This window comes from Actinosynnema sp. NPDC037264, from assembly GCF_055603705.1.
Genome location: NZ_JBVJVK010000064.1, coordinates 15,477 through 33,137, shown reverse-complemented (window position 1 = coordinate 33,137; position 17,661 = coordinate 15,477). Strand labels below are relative to the sequence as shown.

Genomic DNA, 17,661 nt, shown 5'->3' with positions numbered 1-17,661 from the left:
TGCCCTAGGAGGGTCACTCGGGGAGGGCATGCCGCGGTTTCGACGCGACCCTGGGTATCTCGGCCGTCGTCTCGACCTCCTTCGAATGTCGCAGCGTGCGCAGCGGACGGCGGCGTTCGCGGTGCGGCAGGCCGTCGCCGATGAGGTGCTGGTGGGCCATCGTCCACACCTGGCACGGCCACTTCTTGTGCCGCAGGATGCCGGGGCACGCGCCGCAGCGGCCGTCCGGATCCGGTTGGTGCACGGTCAGCAGCAGCCGCCAGCCGTCGGCCAGGCGGTGGATCTCGGACCGCGCGAGCGGCACGAGGGCGTCCGCCTCGCCGGTCTCGGCGGCCTCGTCCAGCAGCGCCAGCCGGCGCATCACGGCGGCCCGCAGCGCTTCGTCCACGGCCGTCACATCCTGTCGGCGACTTGGTCGAGCAGGCGGTGCAGCCTGCGCGTCTGCGTGACGGACATCACGGCGGACTCGCCGGGCGGCGCGACCAGCAGAACTCGGTCGTCCTCGACGAGCACGGTCATCGACCGGTCCCGCCCGAACGGGTCGTGGCAGTCGATCCAGCCCTCGGGTTCAGCCATCTGCGCTCCGATCGGAGGTGGCGCGGCAGAGCGCCGCGCGAGCGGACGACCCCGCCGGGTAGCCGCGGGGTTCCCGCCCTGTGCATCGGTCGCGGGGCCGTCGTGACTTACCCGTTATCACCCAAGTTCACTCGATTGCTTGAGTTTGGGCACAGCGCGTCGCCACCGCCGGGTGGGAATCTCGGCCGGATCGGTGGGGTCACTGGGCAGCGACCCCCGTTCCCGGCTAAGATTGGCGACGCGGCCCGCTCCCAGTGACCCCCAGGCTGGTTGAGCGGGCCGTCTTTCTTTCGCCGAAGGGCCCCGCTCACAGCACGTGAGCGGGGCCCTTCGCGGTGGGTCCTCAGAAGTCGAGCGGCGTGTGGGTCATCCCGTGCGCCTGCGCGACCGGCAGGTTGGTCAGCAGGCCCTCGTGCGCGTTCAGGCCGAGCGCCAGCGACGCGTCCGCCCGCAGCGCCGCCTCCCAGCCCTGGTCGGCCAGCGCGACGGCGTACGGCAGCGTCACGTTGGTCAGCGCGTAGGTCGACGTCCGCGGCACGGCGCCGGGCATGTTCGCCACGCAGTAGAAGACGGTGTCGTGCACCTGGTAGGTCGGGTCGGCGTGCGTGGTCGGGCGCGAGTCGGCGAAGCAGCCGCCCTGGTCGATCGCGATGTCCACCAGGACGGAGCCGGGCTTCATGTCGGCGACCAGCTCGTTGCTCACCAGCTTCGGCGCCTTCGCGCCGGGCACCAGCACCGCGCCGATGACCAGGTCGGCCTCGCGGACGGCCTGCTCGACGGAGTACCGGTTGGACGTCACGGTGCGCAGGCGGCCCTGGTAGAGGGCGTCGATGTGGCGCAGCCGGTCCACGTTGGTGTCCAGGATCTGCACGTCCGCGCCCATGCCGACGGCGATCGCCGCTGCGTTCAGGCCCGCCACGCCGCCGCCGATCACGACCACCCGCGCCGGGTGCACGCCGGGCACGCCGCCGGGCAGCACGCCGCGCCCGCCGGACGGCTTCATCAGCGAGAACGCGCCCACCTGCGGCGCGAGCCTGCCCGCCACCTCGGACATCGGCGCCAGCAGCGGCAGCGCGCCGTTCGCGGTCTGCACGGTCTCGTAGGCGACGGCGGTGGTGCCCGAGTCCAGCAGCGCCTGCGTCAGCGGCCGGTCGGCGGCCAGGTGCAGGTACGTGAACAGGACCTGGCCCTTGCGCAGCCGCGGGTACTCCTCGGCGATCGGCTCCTTGACCTTGAGCACCAGGTCGCCCTCGGCCCACACGTCGTCCGCGCCCGCCAGCACCTTCGCGCCCGCGGCCAGGTACTCCTCGTCGGTGATGGCCGAACCGAGGCCCGCGCCGGCCTCGACCACCACGTCGTGGCCGCGCTGCGTCAGCTCGTGCGCGCCCGCCGGGGTCAGCGCGACGCGGTACTCGTGGTTCTTGATCTCGCGGGGGACGGCGATCCGCACGGTGGGCTCCTTCGGCCGTTGTTACACCAAAGGTCCGGTAACGGGTATTCGGTGTCATCGTGCGGCCGGCACCAACGCACCCCTGCGCCACTGTGCTGATCGAACAAGCCCGGCGGTGCGTTGACACCCGTCGGGCCCGGCACCTAGCGTGCGGGCCAACCAACTGAACATCGGCCGCGGCGCGCCAGGAGCGCCGGAACCCGCGCGGGAGAGACCTCGGTGAACGTGCCGGGGCGCCGAAGGAGCAAGTACCCCGCACACTCTCAGGCAGCGAGAACCGCTCGGGTGAGGCGACTCTGGAAAGCGCGCAAGTCCGCGCACCCACGGTGCAAGCCGCCGCTCCGGCGTCGGTGAAGCTCTCAGGTCCCAGGACAGAGTGGGGCTCTGGTGGACCTTGCCGTGAGGGAGCGCTGTCGTGACTTTTCCGGACAACCTGCTGTACACGCCCGAGCACGAGTGGGTGGACTGGGCGCCGGGTACCCAGGACCCCGTGGCGGTCGGCATCACGTCGTACGCGGCGGAGTCGTTGGGTGACATCGTGTTCGTGGAGCTGCCCGAGGTCGGCGCCGTGGTGAAGTCGGGCGATGTGTGCGGCGAGCTGGAGTCGACCAAGTCGGTCAGCGACCTGTACGCGCCGATCAGCGGCGAGGTGGTCGAGGTCAACCGGGCCGCGGTCGACGACCCGTCGTTGATCAACAACGACCCGTACGGGGCCGGGTGGCTGTTCAAGGTGGCCGTGACGGACGCGTCCGGGTTGCTGACCGCGGCGAAGTACGCGGAACTGACCGGGGACTGACGTCATGGCGATCAGCGTGTTCGACCTGTTCTCCGTGGGCATCGGACCGTCGAGCTCGCACACGGTGGGCCCGATGCGCGCGGCGATGATGTTCGCGCAACGGCTGCGGCCCTCGTTGGCCTCGGTCGACCGGGTGCACGTGGAGCTGTTCGGGTCGCTCGGCGCGACCGGGCACGGGCACGGCAGCCCGAAGGCGGTGGTGCTGGGCCTGGAGGGCAGCCGGCCGGAGGAGGTCGACCCGGAGGAGGCCGAGCGGCGGCTGGCGGAGATCCGGGCGACCGGGCGGCTGCGGCTGGCCGGGGTGCGGGAGATCGCGTTCACCGAGGACGCCGACCTGGTGATGCACCGGCGGAAGTCGTTGCCGCTGCACCCCAACGGCATGAGCTTCACCGCCCACTCGGGTGACGTCGTGGTCGACTCGGCGGTGTACTACTCCGTCGGCGGCGGGTTCGTGGTGGACGACACGGCCACCGGGGCGGACCGGATCAAGCCCGACGAGACGCCGGTCGCGCACCCGTTCCGGACCGGTGACGAGCTGCTGGCGCGGTGCCGGGAGACCGGGCTGTCGATCAGCGAGGTGATGCTGGCCAACGAGCGGTCGTGGCGCGACGAGGAGTCGGTGCGCTCGGGGCTGCTGCGCATCTGGGACGTGATGCAGGAGTGCGTCGAGCGCGGCTGCACGCGGACCGGGGTGCTGCCCGGCGGCTTGAAGGTGCGGCGGCGGGCGGCCGAGATGCGGCAGCGGATGGCCGCCGAGCACTACGCCACGGACCCGTTGCGGGTGATGGACTGGGTGACCCTGTTCGCGCTGGCGGTGAACGAGGAGAACGCCGCGGGTGGCCGCGTGGTGACCGCGCCGACCAACGGCGCGGCCGGCATCGTGCCCGCGGTGCTGCACTACTACACCCGCTTCGTGCCGGGCGCGTCCGACGACGGCGTGGTGCGGTTCCTGCTGACGGCGGGTGCGGTCGGCGTGCTGTTCAAGGAGAACGCGTCGATCTCCGGAGCCGAGGTCGGGTGCCAGGGCGAGGTCGGCTCGGCGTGCTCGATGGCGGCCGGCGGGCTGGCCGAGGTGCTGGGTGGCACGCCGGAGCAGGTGGAGAACGCGGCCGAGATCGCCATGGAGCACAACCTGGGGCTGACGTGCGACCCGATCGGGGGACTGGTGCAGATCCCGTGCATCGAGCGCAACGCGTTGGCGTCGATCAAGGCGATCACGGCGGCGCGGATGGCGTTGCGCGGCGACGGCTCCCACTTCGTGTCGCTGGACAAGGTCATCAAGACCATGCGTGAGACGGGCAAGGACATGAAGGTCAAGTACAAGGAGACGGCCCGCGGCGGCCTCGCCGTGAACGTCATCGAGTGCTGATCTATAGCCCCTGACCAGCGCAGACGTCTTGCATCGGTGCTCGATGGTTCTCGCCACTGCCTGACGTCCCACGGCCTGGAGGCGGCCTGATTGAGCCGCACCTGACGGGCTCCACCTTGTAACGCGGGGTGGAGCCCGTTCGCGCGTCTTCGGCCTGAACCTCGATGCCGCACAACACTTCTCGACCACGCGATCGTCCCGACTGCTGCTGCTGCCAGCTGTCGCGCCCTCAGGTCGGCGCGCCTTGATCCAGCACAGCAGAATTCAGCAGCGGCTACGGGAGGAGGTTCACGCCGTCGTGAGCGCGAGTGTGCAATTCGGACCGAGGCCGGGGCTGCCCTTGCGGAGGGCGGTCCCGGCCTCGGTCACCCCGACCAGCCCGGCATGGTCAGCTCGTCGTCGTGGACCGCCCACGCGGGCGGGCCTTCGGGTGCGGCGAGGACGTCGACGCCGTACGGGAGGTAGTCGTTCGTCGTGTGCCGGGCGGTGAAGCCGGCGGCGGTCAGGATGGTGATGACGGCGTCGGCCATGGCCTGCGACACGGCTCCCTGCTGGTGCAGGGCCGGGTGGTCCAGGTGCTTGTGGCGCAGGGCGTCGACCGCCACCCGGCTGAGCCGGGGGCTGGGCCGCCAGTCCGCGTGCACCACGCCGTCGTCCGGCTCCCACATGGTCACCCGGACCGTGACGCCGCACTGCAGGTCCGGCGCCAGCCCTTCGTGCGACAGGGGCAGGCCGGCGGCGGCCAGTTCGTCGCGCGCCTGCCGGGCCAGGCGCTCCAACTCCGCCCGCGCGGTCAAGGCAGCACCGACTCGATGGCCTTGACGACCGCCTCGTCCTCCGGCTCGGTCCGCGGCCGGAACCGGGCGACGACTTCGCCGGACGGGGCGAGCAGGAACTTCTCGAAGTTCCACTGCACGTCGCCGGCCGCGCCGTCGAGGTCCGCGAACGACGTCAGCTCGGCGTACAGCGGGTGCCGGGACGGGCCGTTCACCTCGACCTTCTCGAACAGCGGGAACGTCACGCCGTACGTGGTGGAGCAGAACGTGGCGATCTCCTCCGCCGTGCCCGGCTCCTGCCCGGCGAACTGGTTGCACGGGAACCCGACCACGGAGAACCCCTGCCCCGCGAACCGCTCCTGCAACCGCTCCAAGCCCTGGTACTGCGGCGTCAGCCCGCACTTCGAGGCGACGTTCACCACCAGCAAGGCCTTGCCCTCCAACGCGCCCAGGCTCGACGGCTCACCGGACAGCGTGCGCAGCGGGATGTCGTGGATGCTCATGGCTGCGAGGCTACGTGCCGCTCGACGAGCGCCCGCAGGGCCGTCATCTCCGCCGCCAGCGCGGCCCGCCCCGCCGCCGTCACGCCGACCCACGTCCGCGGCCGCTTGCCGTCGTACCCCTTCTCCACGGCCACCAGCCCGGCCTCCTCCAGCACGGCGATGTGCCGCGACAGGTTGCCCGCCGTCAGCTCCAAAGTGGACCGCAGGTAGCCGAACTCGACCCGCTTCGCCTCCGCCGCCACGGTGAGGATGCCCAGCCGGTGCCTCTGGTGCACCACGTCGTCCAGCGACGCGGTGGGGTGCTCAGCCACGCCGCAAGCCCACCACACCGCCCACGAGGAGCACCAACCCGGGCAGCACGACCACGCTGCCCAACGACCACGTGCCGGGGTCGACCGCGGCCGGCGGCGTGAAGCCGGCCGACACGCACAGCGCGACCAGGTACCCCGCCGTGATGGTGGTGAACCGGGTGCTGCGCTCCACCGCCGCCAGCACCACCAGGCCGAGGCCGATCGCGATGAACTGCCCGATCGGGCCCTGGTCGTACTGGAGCACCGCCGTGCCGAGCACCGCCGCGGCCGCCGTCGGCACCAGCGGCGCGCGGCGGCGCCACAGCACGGTGGCCACGGCCAGCACGATCAGCCCGATCGCCGTGCCCGACCACGGCCAGGAGGCGCCGACGCGGTGACCCGGCAGGACGACCGCCAGCACCACGCCGACCACCGGCGCGCTCAACCCGATCGCCAACGCGCCGAGGTAGCCCGCCGTGGACGTCTCGATGCCGACCCTCGCGCCGCGCCTGCGGTACCACCACGCCGTGGCGAGCCCGCCCACCACCAGCACGAGCAGCCAGTACAGGCCGAGCAGCGTCGGGTGCCGCACCTCGGGGTGCGCGCCGAGCACCGTCAACGGGCTCCACGCCGCCGCGGCCCCCGGTGACGGCGCGTACAGGGGCACGGCCAAGAACGACGCGACGCCGAAGAACAGCAGCGGGAACGGGTAGGCGTGCCGGTCCTCCCGCGCCCGACGGCGCAGTTCGGCCAGGTCACCCAGCAGGTCTGCCACCCGGTCAGGTTTGCACCGCAAACCAACCGCGTCAACCGCGTGGCCGGAAGATCGTCACCACCACCCGCAGCCCGAGCAGCACGCTGATGACCAGCAGGTTGTAGCCGAACACCTGGAACAGCGAGAGGTCCGGCCCGACGTGCGGCCCGCCGTCCGCGCCCAGCAGCAGCACGGCCATCACGCCCGCCGTCGCGCCCAGCACGGTCAGCATCACCTGGTGCAGCAGCGAGACGATGAACTGCCGATCGCGCTCGTCGGCGAACAGCCGCATGCTCAGCCCCAGCCGACCCTGCTCCAACGCGCTGGAGATCCGGTCCGCCCGTCGTGGCAGGCGCCGCAGCATGGGCATCAGCGCGTGCAGCTCCTCGGTCACGGTGCGCTTCAGCGACTCCGGCGTGAGGTGCGCGCTGAACTGCTTGTCCGCGAACGACCGCGACTCGACCACGATGTTGAACCCCGGCGACAGCGCGGCCAGCGTGCCCTCCACCGTGGCCAGCGCCCGGAACACCGCCGCGATCTCCGGCGGGATGCTCAGCCCGTACCGGTAGACCAGCTTGAACAGGTCGCCGAACATCTCCACGTCCGGCCGCATCCCGGTGCTGAGGTGCCGTGCCATGAACTGCCCGAGCGCGCGCTCCAGCTGCTGCTCGTCGATCTCGTCCGGCCGGGCCACCAGCTCCAGCAGCGCGTCGCGCAGGCCGGCCGGGTCGCCGTGGTCGATGGCCAGCAGCAGCTTGCCCAGCGCCGCGCGCAGCTGCGCGTCGATCCGGCCGACGGAGCCGAAGTCCAGCATGCCGAGCCGGCCGTCACCCAGCAGCATGATGTTGCCGGGGTGCGGGTCGGCGTGGAAGACGCCGTTGAGCATCACCTGGCGCAGCAGCGCGTCCAGCAGCGTGCGGGCCAGCGCGTCCCGGTCCACCGACTCCAGGGACGCCGACCGCACGGGCGCGCCGTCCAGCCGCTGCATGACCAGCACGCGTGCCGTGCAGAGGTCCTCGTGCACGGCGGGCAGCACCACGTCGTTGCCGTCGGACGCCGCCCGGACGGCCGCCAGGTTGCGCGCCTCGACCCGGAAGTCCAGCTCCTCGCGCAACGCGGCGGAGAACCCGGCGGCCAGGTCGCGCACGCCGATCGCTCTGCCCCACCGGGTCTTGTCGTGCAACGTCGACGCGAGCCGGTTCACGATGTCCAGGTCGCCCTCGGCGACCCGCCGCACGCCCGGCCGCTGCACCTTCACCACCACGTCCTCGCCGGACTTCAGCCGCGCCCGGTGCACCTGCGCGACCGACGCGGCGGCGATCGGCCGCTCGTCGAACTCGGCGAACACCTCCTCCGGCGGCAGGCCCAGCTCGGCCACCAGCACCTCGCGCACCGCCGGCCACGGCGCGGCGGGCACCTTGTCCTGCAACAGGGCCAGCTCGTCGACCACGTCCGGCGGCAGCAGGTCCGGCCGCGTGGACAGCACCTGGCCGAGCTTGACGAACGTGACGCCGCCCTCCTCCAGCGCCAGCCGCAGCGACCGGGCCAGCCGGGTGTCGGTGCGCTCCCGGCCGCGCAGGTACGGCCCCAGGCCGTGGCGGAACGCGATCGCGGTGATCCGGGAGTAGCGGCGGGTGCGCGAGACCCGCCCGCGCAGCGCGCGCCACCACTCGGTCGGCGGCGGGATCGAGCCGGTCGGCACGACGATCTCGGCGAACGTGAGCAGCGCGATCATCATCAGCAGCGCGACGCCGATCTGCACGGTCGCCAGCGCGGGCGTGGTCTCCGGGCCCGGCATCGCGTTCAGCGCCGCCTCGCTCGCCGACAGGCCGACCATGCACGCGAGCGTCGTGCGGATGAGCCCGACGTGGAGCCCGAGGATGCGGCGCGCGGCCAGGGCCATGCCGAGCACCAAGGACAGGAACGTCACCGGAACGGCGATCGTGTACAGCAGGAAATCACCCATACGTCTTCCCCCAAGCGGTTCGCGCGGAGGATAGAACGGTCTGCCTGAGACGGTGCGCACCCAGAACCAGAGATCCGATCACTCGGATGGCTCAAGGAGGTGTTCACCCGGTAATGGTCTGGGCAGAGGGGTGCGGCGACCTCGTTTCACGAATGTGAAGAAGGTTGACGATCAGGTCCTCGGGTCCCTACGGTCGCCTGAGAGGTCCGAGGACCTTCGCAGGACCCCGTGGAGGGGCCACGACTTCGGCGGCGGTGTCGCGGGCCCTCCACGGGTTGCGCCCCTGCCGGGTCAGAAGTCGAACACCGGACCGGTCTGCGCGCGCATCACGCACGGGTTCGGGAACTCCGCCTCGAACGACCGCGTCTCGCCGCGCCACGTGCCGGACGCCGTGACGCGCACCGGGTCGTGCTCCAGCGTGCACAGGCCCTGGTCGGTCGACAGGCCGTCGATCTGTCCGTCCACACCGGACAAGGCGAGGCACGCCTCGTCCGCCCTGGGGTGCAGGCCGCCGGCGGGTTCGCAGGTCAGGTTCGACAACAGGAGCGATTCGCCGCGCTGCACGCTGAGCACGAAACTCGACTCCGGGTTGGTGAACGAGGGGATGAGCGCGGCGATCGCCGCGAACAGCGGGAGTGGTGCCATGCTCCACAGGGTGGCGGCCGATTACCGCTCAACTCCAGGCATCTCACCGGATCGTGTGGTTTCCGGCAAGATCGAACCGGTTCGGCGGGCCGGGGTTGCGGTACCCGTCGGTAGCGGCGGGTGTGTGACGTGGCTCACGGTCGAGGTGGGTCGCGCGCCCGTGCGGGCCAGGGTGGGTGGATGGCTTCCGAAGTGCGCCGGGTGGCGTTCGCCAGCTCCGCCGGGAACGCGGTCGAGCTGTACGACTTCCTGCTCTACGGCACCGCGTCCGCGCTGGTGTTCGACAAGCTGTTCTTCCCCTCCTTCGACCCCCGGATCGGCACGCTGCTGGCGTTCGCCACGTTCGGCGCGGGTTTCCTGGCCCGGCCGCTGGGCGGGGTGGTGATCGGTCACTTCGGCGACCGCATCGGGCGGCGGTCGATGCTGGTGCTGACGTTGACCGCGACCGGCTTGTGCACGGCGGCGATCGGGTTGCTGCCGACGTACTCCTCGATCGGGCTGGCCGCGCCGTTGCTGCTGGTCCTGCTGCGGGTGGTGCAGGGTTTCTTCCTGGGCGGCGAGCAGGGCGGCGCGACGTTGATGGCGGTCGAGCACGCGCCGGTCGGGCGCACGGGGTGGTACGGCAGCTGGACGTTCCTCGGGTCGCCGGTCGGGTTGCTGCTGGCCAACGGCGCGATGGCGGCGTCGACCGCGGTGTCCGGCGACGCGTTCCTGAGCTGGGGCTGGCGGTTGCCGTTCCTGGCGAGCCTGGTGCTGGTGGGTGTCGGGCTGTACGTGCGGCTGTCGGTCGAGGAGAGCCCGGTGTTCCGCGAGGCGCGGGAGAAGGCGGGCGCGGTGCGGCTGCCGGTGGCCGTGGTGCTGCGCGAGTCGTGGCGGAAGGTGCTCCTCGGCGCGGGGGTGAACCTCGGGTTCAACATGTTCATCTTCGTGGTGGCGACGTTCGCGGTGTCGTACGGGACGCGTCAGCTGGGGATGGCGCGGGGGACGCTGTTGACCGCCGGGCTGATCGGCGCGTTCGCGCAGGCGTTGGCGATCCTGGTGTTCGCGCGGCTGTCGGACCGGGTGGGTCGGTTGCCCGTGATGCTCGGTGGGGCGGCGTTCCTGGGCGTGTTCGCGTTCCCGTTGTTCTGGCTGTTGGAGACGCGGTCGCCGGGGCTGGTGGTGCTGGCGATGGTGGTGGCGTTCGCCGGTTCGGCGGCGGTGTTCGGGCCGATGCCCGCCTACTACGCCGAGCTGTTCGGCACGCGGGTGCGGTACAGCGGGGTGTCGTTGAGCTACCAGCTGGGCGCCGTGCTGGGTGGTGGCCTGTCGCCCGTGATCGCGACGTGGCTCCTGGGCGTGACCCCGACCCACGACTCGTGGCCGATCTCCCTGTACCTGATCGTGGGGGCCCTGATCAGCGCCCTCTCCCTGCTCGCCATCGGCGAGACCCTCCGCCGCACCGCCTCCTGACCCGCGCGTGCCCTGCGTTCGGAACGCGGGACGCGAACGCAGGACACGCGCGGGGGTCAGAGGGATTTCAGGGTGCGGAGGGTGGTGGAGAGGTCCGGAGCGGGGGAGGTGGGGGGATTGGTGGTGTGCCAGGCGATGACGCCGTCGGGGCGGATCAGGGCGGCGCCCGCGGGGCCGATGCGGTAGCGCGTGGCCAGGGTGTCGGTGTGGTCGGTGATGGTGGGGACGTGCAGGGACGGCACGGCGGTATCGCGCCACTCGGGGTTCAGCGTGACGAGGGTCCAGGTGGTGAACAGGTCCAGAGTGGACACCTGGCGGCCGTGGTGGGTCACCACGACGTGCGGTGCGCGGAAGCCGGGGCGGGCGGACGGGGTCGCCGGGTCCTCCACCGGCGCCGGGTCGGTGTCCTCGATCAGCACGGCGTTCGAACGGCAGCGGTAGCCCAGGGTCAGGTGCAGGTGGTCGACCTCCGCCGGCACGTCCGGGCCCGCCAGGTGCGGCGCGAACCGCTGCACGTAGTTCGCGTACGACCCGTCCACCACCAGCTTCGCGTACGGCCGCCGTTCGGCCTCGTAGCTGTCCAGCAGCCCTTCACCGGCCTCGCCGTCGAGCACCTCCGCCAGCTTCCACGCGATGTCGTACCCGTCGCCGATCGCCGTGTTGCCGCCGAGCCCGCCGGTCGGCGGCGTCACCTTCGCCGCGTCACCGACCAGGAACACCCGCCCGACCCGGAACCGGTCGCTCAGCCACGCCGCCATCTCCCACGCCGTGACCTCGAGGATCTCCGGCTCCAGGTCGGGCGCGTCCGTGGCGATCCGCAGCAGCTCGACGCACCGCCGCACGGGGTAGTCCGCCGCCGACTCGCGCGCCGGGTCGTACTCGATCGTGAACACGTTGCGCCGCGCGGTGTTCGTGCCGACGAACGCACCGGTGAACGCCGGGTTCCGCAGGTAGTACAACGTCAACTTGTCGGCCGCGATGTGCGAGGTCAGGTCCGCGTCGAACACCACGCCGACGTGGCTCGACAGCTCACCGGGGCCCTGCCGCCCGATGCCCGCCGCCGAGCGCACCACCCCGCGGTGCCCGTCGGCCCCGATCACGTAGTCCGCCCGGACGGTGTACTCGCCCCCGGCCGAGCGGACCCGCGCCGACACCCCGTCGTCGTCCTGCGCCAACGACACCAGCTCGGTCTCGAACAGCACCTCGGCGCCCAGTTCGCGCGCCCGCCGCAACAACACCAGCTCCACGTGGTCCTGGCTCGCCATGCCGGAGCGCTCGGGGCTGAGCGGGGTCTCCCACGTGTCGTCCTCGTGCACGATCGTGTGAAACACCCGCCCGCGCAGGCTCTCCGCGACCTTGATCACGAGCCCGCCGTCGAGCCCCGCGCCACCCGCCAGCACCTCGTCCGCGACGCCGGCCCGCCGCAGCACCTCCATCGTGCGGTGGGTCTGCCCCGTCGCCTTCGGGTGCGGCGACGTGCCCCGGTGCTTCGAGATCCCCAGCACCGAAACGCCCCGCTGCGCCAGGAACAACGCCGCGGTCAACCCGCTGAGCCCCGCGCCGACCACCAGCACCTGCACACGCCTGTCGTCTCTCATGACAAAGAATCTTAGTCACTGAGAGATTCGGCCGGCAAGACACCTAGGGCAGTGGGACGACCTCACCCGAACGCGCCGACGCGAACGCCGCCTCGACGACCTCCAGCCCGGTGACCGCGTCCGCCACCGGAACAGGGGCCTGACCAGCGGCGACGGCCGCGTAGAAGTCCTGGTACGCCCCCGGCTCCGTGCGCACCGGCTCCGTGCCGAGCACGCCCCACCGCTCCACCGCGTCCTCGCCCCACCCCTCCCCGCCGGGCACCTCGCCCGCCTTCAACGCCTCCTCCTGCGGGTCCATCCCGTGCTTCACGTACGCCGACCGGTCGCCCAGGACGCGGAACCGCGGCCCCGGCGACGCCGCCAACGCCGACGCCCACAGGTGCGACACGGCGCCGGACGAGTGGGTCAGCGCCAGGAACGCGTCGTCGTGCGCGCGGGCGCCGGCCCGCAACGTCCGCACCTCCGCGTACACGCTCGTCGGACGCCCGAACAGCGCCACCGCCTGGTCCACCAGGTGCGTGCCCAGGTCGAACACGATGCTGCCGAGGTCGGCCGGGTCGCCGGACTCCTTCCAGCTCCCCTTCACCTCCGGCCGCCACCGCTCGAACCGCGACTCGAACCGGTGCACCCGCCCCAACGCGCCCTCGCCGACCAGCCGCGCCACGGTGCGGAAGTCGCCGTCCCAGCGCCGGTTGTGGAACGGCGCCAGCAGCAACCCGCGTGCCGCCGCCAGGTCCGCCAGCTCCCGCGCCTCGCCGGCCGACGGCGCGAACGGCTTGTCCACCACGACGTTCAGCCCGTGCTCCAACGCGGCACGGGCGTGCGCGGCGTGCAACCGGTTCGGCGTGGTCACCACGACGAGGTCGAACTCGTCGGCCCGCCGCCACACCTCGTCCACCGACGAGATCAGCTCGGCCTCCGGGTAGCGGGACGACACCTCCGCCTGCCGTTCCGGGTTCCCGGTGACGACGGCGCCCAGCGCCAAGCCGGGCGTGGTGGACAGGAACGGTGCGTGGAAGGCGGCTCCGCCGAGCCCGTAACCGATCAGTGCGGTGCGCATGACCCGAACCCTAAGCGGCCCAAGACCGGGACGCCCTGTCGCGCGCGGTGTCTTCGGAGCGCCCGAAACCCCGTGCCCGACAGGCGCCCTCCGAGGTCGCCGACGCCGTCTCCGGCGCCGTCGACCAGCGCGTGGCGACCTCACGGCCGCGACGCGTTCCTCATGGAGTTCGGCCAGGTGTCGAAACCGGTCGGCGAACCGCTCAGAACCCGGCCGTGATCCGGGTGAACTCCCAGTCCGCCTGCGGGATGCCGCTGCAGTTCGACGCGACCTGGCCGTCGCACCCGCCGCGGTCGCGGTTGACGGCCCAGAACGCGAACCGGGCCAGGCCGTTGGACTTCGACCAGTCGCGCAGCTGCGTCCACGTCTGGGTGGTCGTCACCTCGCGCTGGTCGGACAGGCCGTTCATGCCCGAGATGCCGACGTGCCGGAACGCCTCCGCGTCCGACCACCCGAACGTGGCCTTCAGCTTGTCCTTGAGCCCGGTGGCGGCGTTGACGGTGTCGGCGCCGATGTTCGAGCTGCCGAAGTCGAACGGCATGATCGTGAACACGTCGACGCCCGCCCCGATCGCCGCCGCCCGCTCGACCAGCCGGTTGCCCCAGGAGTTCGGGCCGGTGGTCGTGGTGCCGAACGTGACGATGGTCTGGATGCCCGGGTTGTTCGCCTTGACGATCTTGAGCGCCTCCAGGATCCGGTCCTGCACGGCGGCGTTCTCGAACTCGTCGGTGTTCTCGATGTCGATGTCGATGGCCTTGAGCCCGTAGGCGTTGATGACCTGCTGGTACGCGCCGGCCAGCGCCTGCGGGGTCGAGCAGTTGGGGCCGAGCTTGTTGCCGCTCCACCCGCCGAACGACGGCACGACGTCGCCACCGGCCGCCCGGATCTGCTGGATCGCCTGCGCGTCGATGCCGCCGGTCAGCGGCCGGTTGCCGTCCCACGCCGGGTTGCAGCCGCCCGACGACAGCACGAACGCCATGGTGAACCACTTGACGCCGGTCGTGCTCATGATCGTGGCCGGCGCGGGCGGGTTGCCCCAGCCCAGGAACAGGTACGGCGCGCCCCGGCCGCCGGTCGGGTTCGTGCCCGGCTGGGTGGTCGCGGAGACCTGGTCGGACGGGCCCGAGGTGTTCCCCGCGGCGTCGCGCGCCCGCACCGTGAACGTGTACGAGGTGGACGCGTTCAGGCCGGTCACGGTGGCCGTCGTGCCGCTGACCGCGGTGGCGACCGAGGTGCCGCGGTACACGTCGTACGCGGTCACGCCGACGTTGTCGGTCGACGCGGTCCACGCGAGCGAGACCGAGTTGCTGGTCGTGCCGGTGACGCGCAGGGAGCCGGGCGCGCTGGGCGCGGCCGTGTCACCGCCGCCGCCACCGGTGCAGGGAGCCCCGTTGACGGTGCAGTTGAGCGGCGCGCCGGAACCGGTGCCGACGAAGCCGAAGCTCGTCGACGCGCCGACACCCACGTTGCCGTTGTACTCGCGGTTGGTCGCCACGTAATGATCACCCGATCGGGTGACAAGTGCGTCCCAGTACGACCCGAGCGCGGTGCCCGCGGGCAGGTCGAACTCGATGCGCCACGAGGTGATGGCGGACGGTCCGCCGTTGGCGACGGTGAACCGGGCCTCGAAGCCGCTGCCCCAGTCCTGGGTCTTGGCGAAGGTGGCGGTGACGCCCGGCGCCGCTTGCGCGGCCGGACCCACGACCAGTGAACCTATGGCCAGCGCGCTCGCTGCGAGCAGCGCGCTCGTTCGTCGTGACATGAAGAGTCCTCCTCGGCGGGATCGGCAGGGTGAATCGCGCCCACCTCGGAGAGTGGTCTAGACCAAATAAAAAGGCAAGGTTCTTTACGGTTCCGTCGGCGGAAGAGGGCGGCCGAACCGGGCGAACGGGACTATTCCTCCAGCGCGGTCGCGATCCAGGGCGACACGGGGAGGTCGCGCAGCCCGCACTCCACGGCCAGCTTCACCGTCCACCGCAGGGCCTGGAGCACCACCGTGGCCAGCTCCTGGGGCTGCCCGTTGGCCAGCGCGATCTCGATCTGCTCGGCCGCGGCCTCCTGGTCGCCGTGCACCTCGGCGAGCAGCGTGCGGATCGCGGTGCGGACCGGCGGGTCGGCGTCGTCGATCGGCACCTCCTGCCCGTCCTCGTCGAAGACCTGCATCTTCACCGGTGTCGCGCCGCCCGATCCGAGGGCGGCGACCATGGCGCTGCACTCGGAGAACAGCAGGAGGACCAGCTCCCGGATCTCCTCGTTGCCCTCGGGCGAGCCGCTGAGGTACCCGGTGACGAGGTCGACCGCGACCGCGTCCTCCCCGACCTTGGCCGCGGTCAGGGCTTCGCCGGCCACGGCCTGGAGCCGCGACCAGCGATCCGGATCTTGCTGCGGGTGCATTCAGCCATCTTCCAACACGGAGTAGGGGCGCACAGCTCTGCATATTGCCTACCCGGTGGTGTTCGCCCACCGCAACGGCTTGTCCGGTGCGCCGCCTGTCCGGTATGGGCGGCCTTCGGCGCGGGCGGTCCTCCCGTGCGTGCGCTCCCCGGTGTGGGCGGGTCGTACCCGGGTATGACAGACCGTGGTGGCATGTGTCGTCGCGGCCCGCCGCATAGCATCGGGGCCGTGATCCGCACTCTCCTCCAGGTCGTGCTGTTCCGCGACCGCTCGCGGGTCTTCGACGGCTTCCGCTTCCGCCACCCGCTGACGGCGTTGGTGCTGCTCCACGGCTTGATCATCGCGATCGGGGTGAGCTCCGACTACGTCACGCGGGAGGAACCGGACGGCTGGTGGCCGCTGCTGTTCGCGATCGTCGCCGGCAGCACCGCGCTGACCCTGCGCTCCACGCTCGTGGCGTGGCGGCTGGCCACGGCCGGTCTGGTGGTCATGCGGCTGCTGACGCCCTCGGAACCCGCGGCCCTGGGCGGCTGGCAGTGGTGGTGGTACGTGCCGGTGCTGCTGGCGGTCGCGACCGTGCACCGCGGCCGGGTCGTGCTGCTCGTGGCGTTGATCACGTCCGGCGTGGTGCTCTGGGTGGAGCGGTCGGGCGGGGCCCTGCCGACCATCGGCCTGCTGCTGCTGGTGCTCCTGCTCGGGTACGCGTTCGGCGCGCGCGGGCGGGCCGAGCGGCGGTTCCACGCCGAGCAGGACGAGAAGGCGGCGCTGGTCGAACGCGCCCGGATCGCCCGCGAGATGCACGACGTGGTCGCGCACCACATGTCGCTGGTCGTGGTCCGGTGCGAGACCGCGCCCTACCGGATCGCGGACCTGCCCGAGGCGGGCAGGCAGGAGTTCGCCGAGCTCGGCGCGGCGGCCAGGGCCGCGATCACGGACATGCAGCAGCTGCTCGGCGTGCTGCGCGAGTCCGACCGGCGGGCCGACCGGACGCCGCAGCCGGGGTTGGCCGACATCCGGTCGCTGCACGCGGACGCGTCCGTCACCGACGCCGAGGTGCCGGAGGCCGTCGGGCTGACCGCGTACCGGATCGTGCAGGAGGCGCTCACGAACGCCGGTCGGCACGCGCCGGGCGCGACCACGTCGGTCACCGTCGACCTGGTGGACGACGCGCTGCGGGTGGTCGTGCGGAACGCGGCGGGCGGGCCGTCGCTCGGCGGTGGCGGCGGGCACGGGCTCAGGGGCATGCGGGAACGGGTGGCGGTGCACGGCGGTTCGCTGACCGCCGGGCCGACCGCGGACGGGGGGTTCGAAGTGCGGGCGATCGTGCCGGTGGGGCAGCGGTGATCCGGGTGCTGGTCGCCGACGACCAGGAGATGGTGCGCGAGGGCTTCTCCGCGCTGCTGGACGCCCAGGCGGACATCAGCGTGGTGGGGTCGGCCGGCGACGGCGTCGCCGCCGTCGGCGAGGTCCGCAGGCTGCGGCCGGACGTGGTGCTGATGGACGTGCGGATGCCGGAGATGGACGGGCTGACCGCGACCAGGCTGCTGGCCGACGACCCGGTCAAGGTGCTCGTGCTGACCACGTTCGACCTGGACGACTACGTCTACGAGGCGTTGCGGGCCGGTGCGAGCGGGTTCCTGCTCAAGCACGCGCCCGCGAGCGAGCTGCTGGCCGCGGTGCGGGTGGTGGCGCGCGGCGACGCGTTGCTGGCCCCCTCGGTGACCAAGCGGCTCATCGAGGACTTCGTGAAGGCGCAGCCGGTGCGGGTGGTGAAGCCCGCCGCGCTGACCGCGTTGACCGAGCGGGAGACCGAGGTGCTGCGGCTGATCGCCCAGGGCCTGTCGAACGGCGAGATCGCCGCGCACCTGGTGCTGGCCGAGCAGACGGTGAAGACGCACGTGAGCCGGGTGTTGATGAAGCTCGGCCTGCGCGACCGGGCGCAGGCCGTGATCGCGGCCTACGAGTCCGGCCTCGTGGTACCCGGGTAGGGCCCGCGGAACGGCACCGCGGGGTGACGCCGCGAGGGGCGTGG

At 72.0% G+C, this 17,661-nt stretch carries 18 protein-coding genes and 1 riboswitch; of the genes, 5 read left to right on the top strand and 13 right to left on the bottom strand.

The window, feature by feature from the left end; translation table 11 throughout:
* Window positions 1–13: 13 nt before the first annotated feature.
* From ACZ7GX_RS38590 to ald, 3 genes are all read right to left on the bottom strand, one after another.
* The gene (locus tag ACZ7GX_RS38590; protein WP_498784472.1) at window positions 14–388 is read right to left on the bottom strand and encodes a hypothetical protein; all 375 of its coding nucleotides are present in this window, start codon (window positions 386–388) and stop codon (window positions 14–16) included.
* A gap of 5 nt (window positions 389–393) precedes the next feature.
* Window positions 394–576 (bottom strand): hypothetical protein, encoded by a 183-nt coding sequence (locus ACZ7GX_RS38585; RefSeq protein ID WP_123745591.1) that lies wholly within the window; start codon window positions 574–576, stop codon window positions 394–396.
* Window positions 577–919: 343 nt separating this feature from the next.
* The gene (gene ald / locus ACZ7GX_RS38580) at window positions 920–2,026 is read right to left on the bottom strand and encodes an alanine dehydrogenase (protein ID WP_498784470.1); all 1,107 of its coding nucleotides are present in this window, start codon (window positions 2,024–2,026) and stop codon (window positions 920–922) included.
* Window positions 2,027–2,221: 195 nt separating this feature from the next.
* Window positions 2,222–2,316: riboswitch (glycine riboswitch) on the top strand.
* A gap of 125 nt (window positions 2,317–2,441) precedes the next feature.
* Here ald and gcvH point away from each other — a divergent pair.
* Both gcvH and ACZ7GX_RS38570 read left to right on the top strand, forming a co-directional pair.
* Entirely contained in the window at window positions 2,442–2,822 is a 381-nt protein-coding gene (gene gcvH / locus ACZ7GX_RS38575) for a glycine cleavage system protein GcvH (protein ID WP_498784468.1), read from the top strand.
* A gap of 4 nt (window positions 2,823–2,826) precedes the next feature.
* Entirely contained in the window at window positions 2,827–4,191 is a 1,365-nt protein-coding gene (locus ACZ7GX_RS38570; RefSeq protein ID WP_498784466.1) for an L-serine ammonia-lyase, read from the top strand.
* 365 nt (window positions 4,192–4,556) lie between these two features.
* On the opposite strand, the gene ACZ7GX_RS38565 is transcribed toward ACZ7GX_RS38570, so the two are convergent.
* The 6 genes from ACZ7GX_RS38565 to ACZ7GX_RS38540 all read right to left on the bottom strand — a co-directional run bounded on the left by ACZ7GX_RS38565 (window position 4,557) and on the right by ACZ7GX_RS38540 (window position 9,125).
* Window positions 4,557–4,988, bottom strand: coding sequence for a hypothetical protein (locus tag ACZ7GX_RS38565; RefSeq protein WP_498784464.1), 432 nt, complete (start codon window positions 4,986–4,988; stop codon window positions 4,557–4,559).
* Window positions 4,985–5,470, bottom strand: a complete 486-nt coding sequence (locus tag ACZ7GX_RS38560; RefSeq protein ID WP_498784462.1) for a glutathione peroxidase — start codon at window positions 5,468–5,470, stop codon at window positions 4,985–4,987. Before ACZ7GX_RS38560 ends, ACZ7GX_RS38565 begins: the two co-directional genes overlap by 4 nt.
* A complete protein-coding gene (locus tag ACZ7GX_RS38555) occupies window positions 5,467–5,781 on the bottom strand; it encodes a transcriptional regulator (RefSeq protein ID WP_498784460.1) in 315 nt (104 codons plus the stop codon). The genes ACZ7GX_RS38560 and ACZ7GX_RS38555 overlap by 4 nt, the downstream gene beginning before the upstream one ends.
* Window positions 5,774–6,535 carry a hypothetical protein gene (locus ACZ7GX_RS38550; protein WP_498784458.1) on the bottom strand — a complete coding sequence of 254 codons (762 nt, stop codon included), beginning with the start codon at window positions 6,533–6,535 and terminating at the stop codon, window positions 5,774–5,776. Before ACZ7GX_RS38550 ends, ACZ7GX_RS38555 begins: the two co-directional genes overlap by 8 nt.
* A 31-nt stretch (window positions 6,536–6,566) precedes the next feature.
* Window positions 6,567–8,480 carry an ABC1 kinase family protein gene (locus ACZ7GX_RS38545; RefSeq protein ID WP_498784456.1) on the bottom strand — a complete coding sequence of 638 codons (1,914 nt, stop codon included), beginning with the start codon at window positions 8,478–8,480 and terminating at the stop codon, window positions 6,567–6,569.
* A 291-nt stretch (window positions 8,481–8,771) separates the two neighbouring features.
* Window positions 8,772–9,125 (bottom strand): SSI family serine proteinase inhibitor, encoded by a 354-nt coding sequence (locus tag ACZ7GX_RS38540; RefSeq protein ID WP_498784454.1) that lies wholly within the window; start codon window positions 9,123–9,125, stop codon window positions 8,772–8,774.
* Between the two features lie 180 nt (window positions 9,126–9,305).
* Here ACZ7GX_RS38540 and ACZ7GX_RS38535 point away from each other — a divergent pair, with 180 nt between their 5' ends.
* Window positions 9,306–10,577 carry an MFS transporter gene (locus ACZ7GX_RS38535; RefSeq protein WP_498784452.1) on the top strand — a complete coding sequence of 424 codons (1,272 nt, stop codon included), beginning with the start codon at window positions 9,306–9,308 and terminating at the stop codon, window positions 10,575–10,577.
* Window positions 10,578–10,633: 56 nt separating this feature from the next.
* Here the strand turns inward: ACZ7GX_RS38535 and rdmE are convergent, their stop codons facing one another.
* From rdmE to ACZ7GX_RS38515, 4 genes are all read right to left on the bottom strand, one after another.
* Window positions 10,634–12,175, bottom strand: a complete 1,542-nt coding sequence (gene rdmE, locus ACZ7GX_RS38530) for an aklavinone 12-hydroxylase RdmE (protein WP_498784450.1) — start codon at window positions 12,173–12,175, stop codon at window positions 10,634–10,636.
* Window positions 12,176–12,218: 43 nt separating this feature from the next.
* On the bottom strand, window positions 12,219–13,235 hold the full coding sequence (locus tag ACZ7GX_RS38525) for a Gfo/Idh/MocA family protein (RefSeq protein WP_498784448.1): 1,017 nt from the start codon (window positions 13,233–13,235) through the stop codon (window positions 12,219–12,221).
* 202 nt (window positions 13,236–13,437) lie between these two features.
* Window positions 13,438–14,997: a cellulose binding domain-containing protein gene (locus ACZ7GX_RS38520; protein WP_498784446.1), complete on the bottom strand. Its 1,560-nt coding sequence runs from the start codon at window positions 14,995–14,997 to the stop codon at window positions 13,438–13,440.
* Between the two features lie 131 nt (window positions 14,998–15,128).
* Entirely contained in the window at window positions 15,129–15,629 is a 501-nt protein-coding gene (locus ACZ7GX_RS38515) for a hypothetical protein (protein ID WP_498784444.1), read from the bottom strand.
* 228 nt (window positions 15,630–15,857) lie between these two features.
* On the opposite strand from ACZ7GX_RS38515, the gene ACZ7GX_RS38510 reads away from it, so the two are divergent.
* The gene (locus tag ACZ7GX_RS38510) at window positions 15,858–16,973 is read left to right on the top strand and encodes a sensor histidine kinase (RefSeq protein WP_498784442.1); all 1,116 of its coding nucleotides are present in this window, start codon (window positions 15,858–15,860) and stop codon (window positions 16,971–16,973) included.
* On the top strand, window positions 16,970–17,617 hold the full coding sequence (locus ACZ7GX_RS38505) for a response regulator transcription factor (RefSeq protein ID WP_498784440.1): 648 nt from the start codon (window positions 16,970–16,972) through the stop codon (window positions 17,615–17,617). Before ACZ7GX_RS38510 ends, ACZ7GX_RS38505 begins: the two co-directional genes overlap by 4 nt.
* Window positions 17,618–17,661 lie beyond the last annotated feature (44 nt).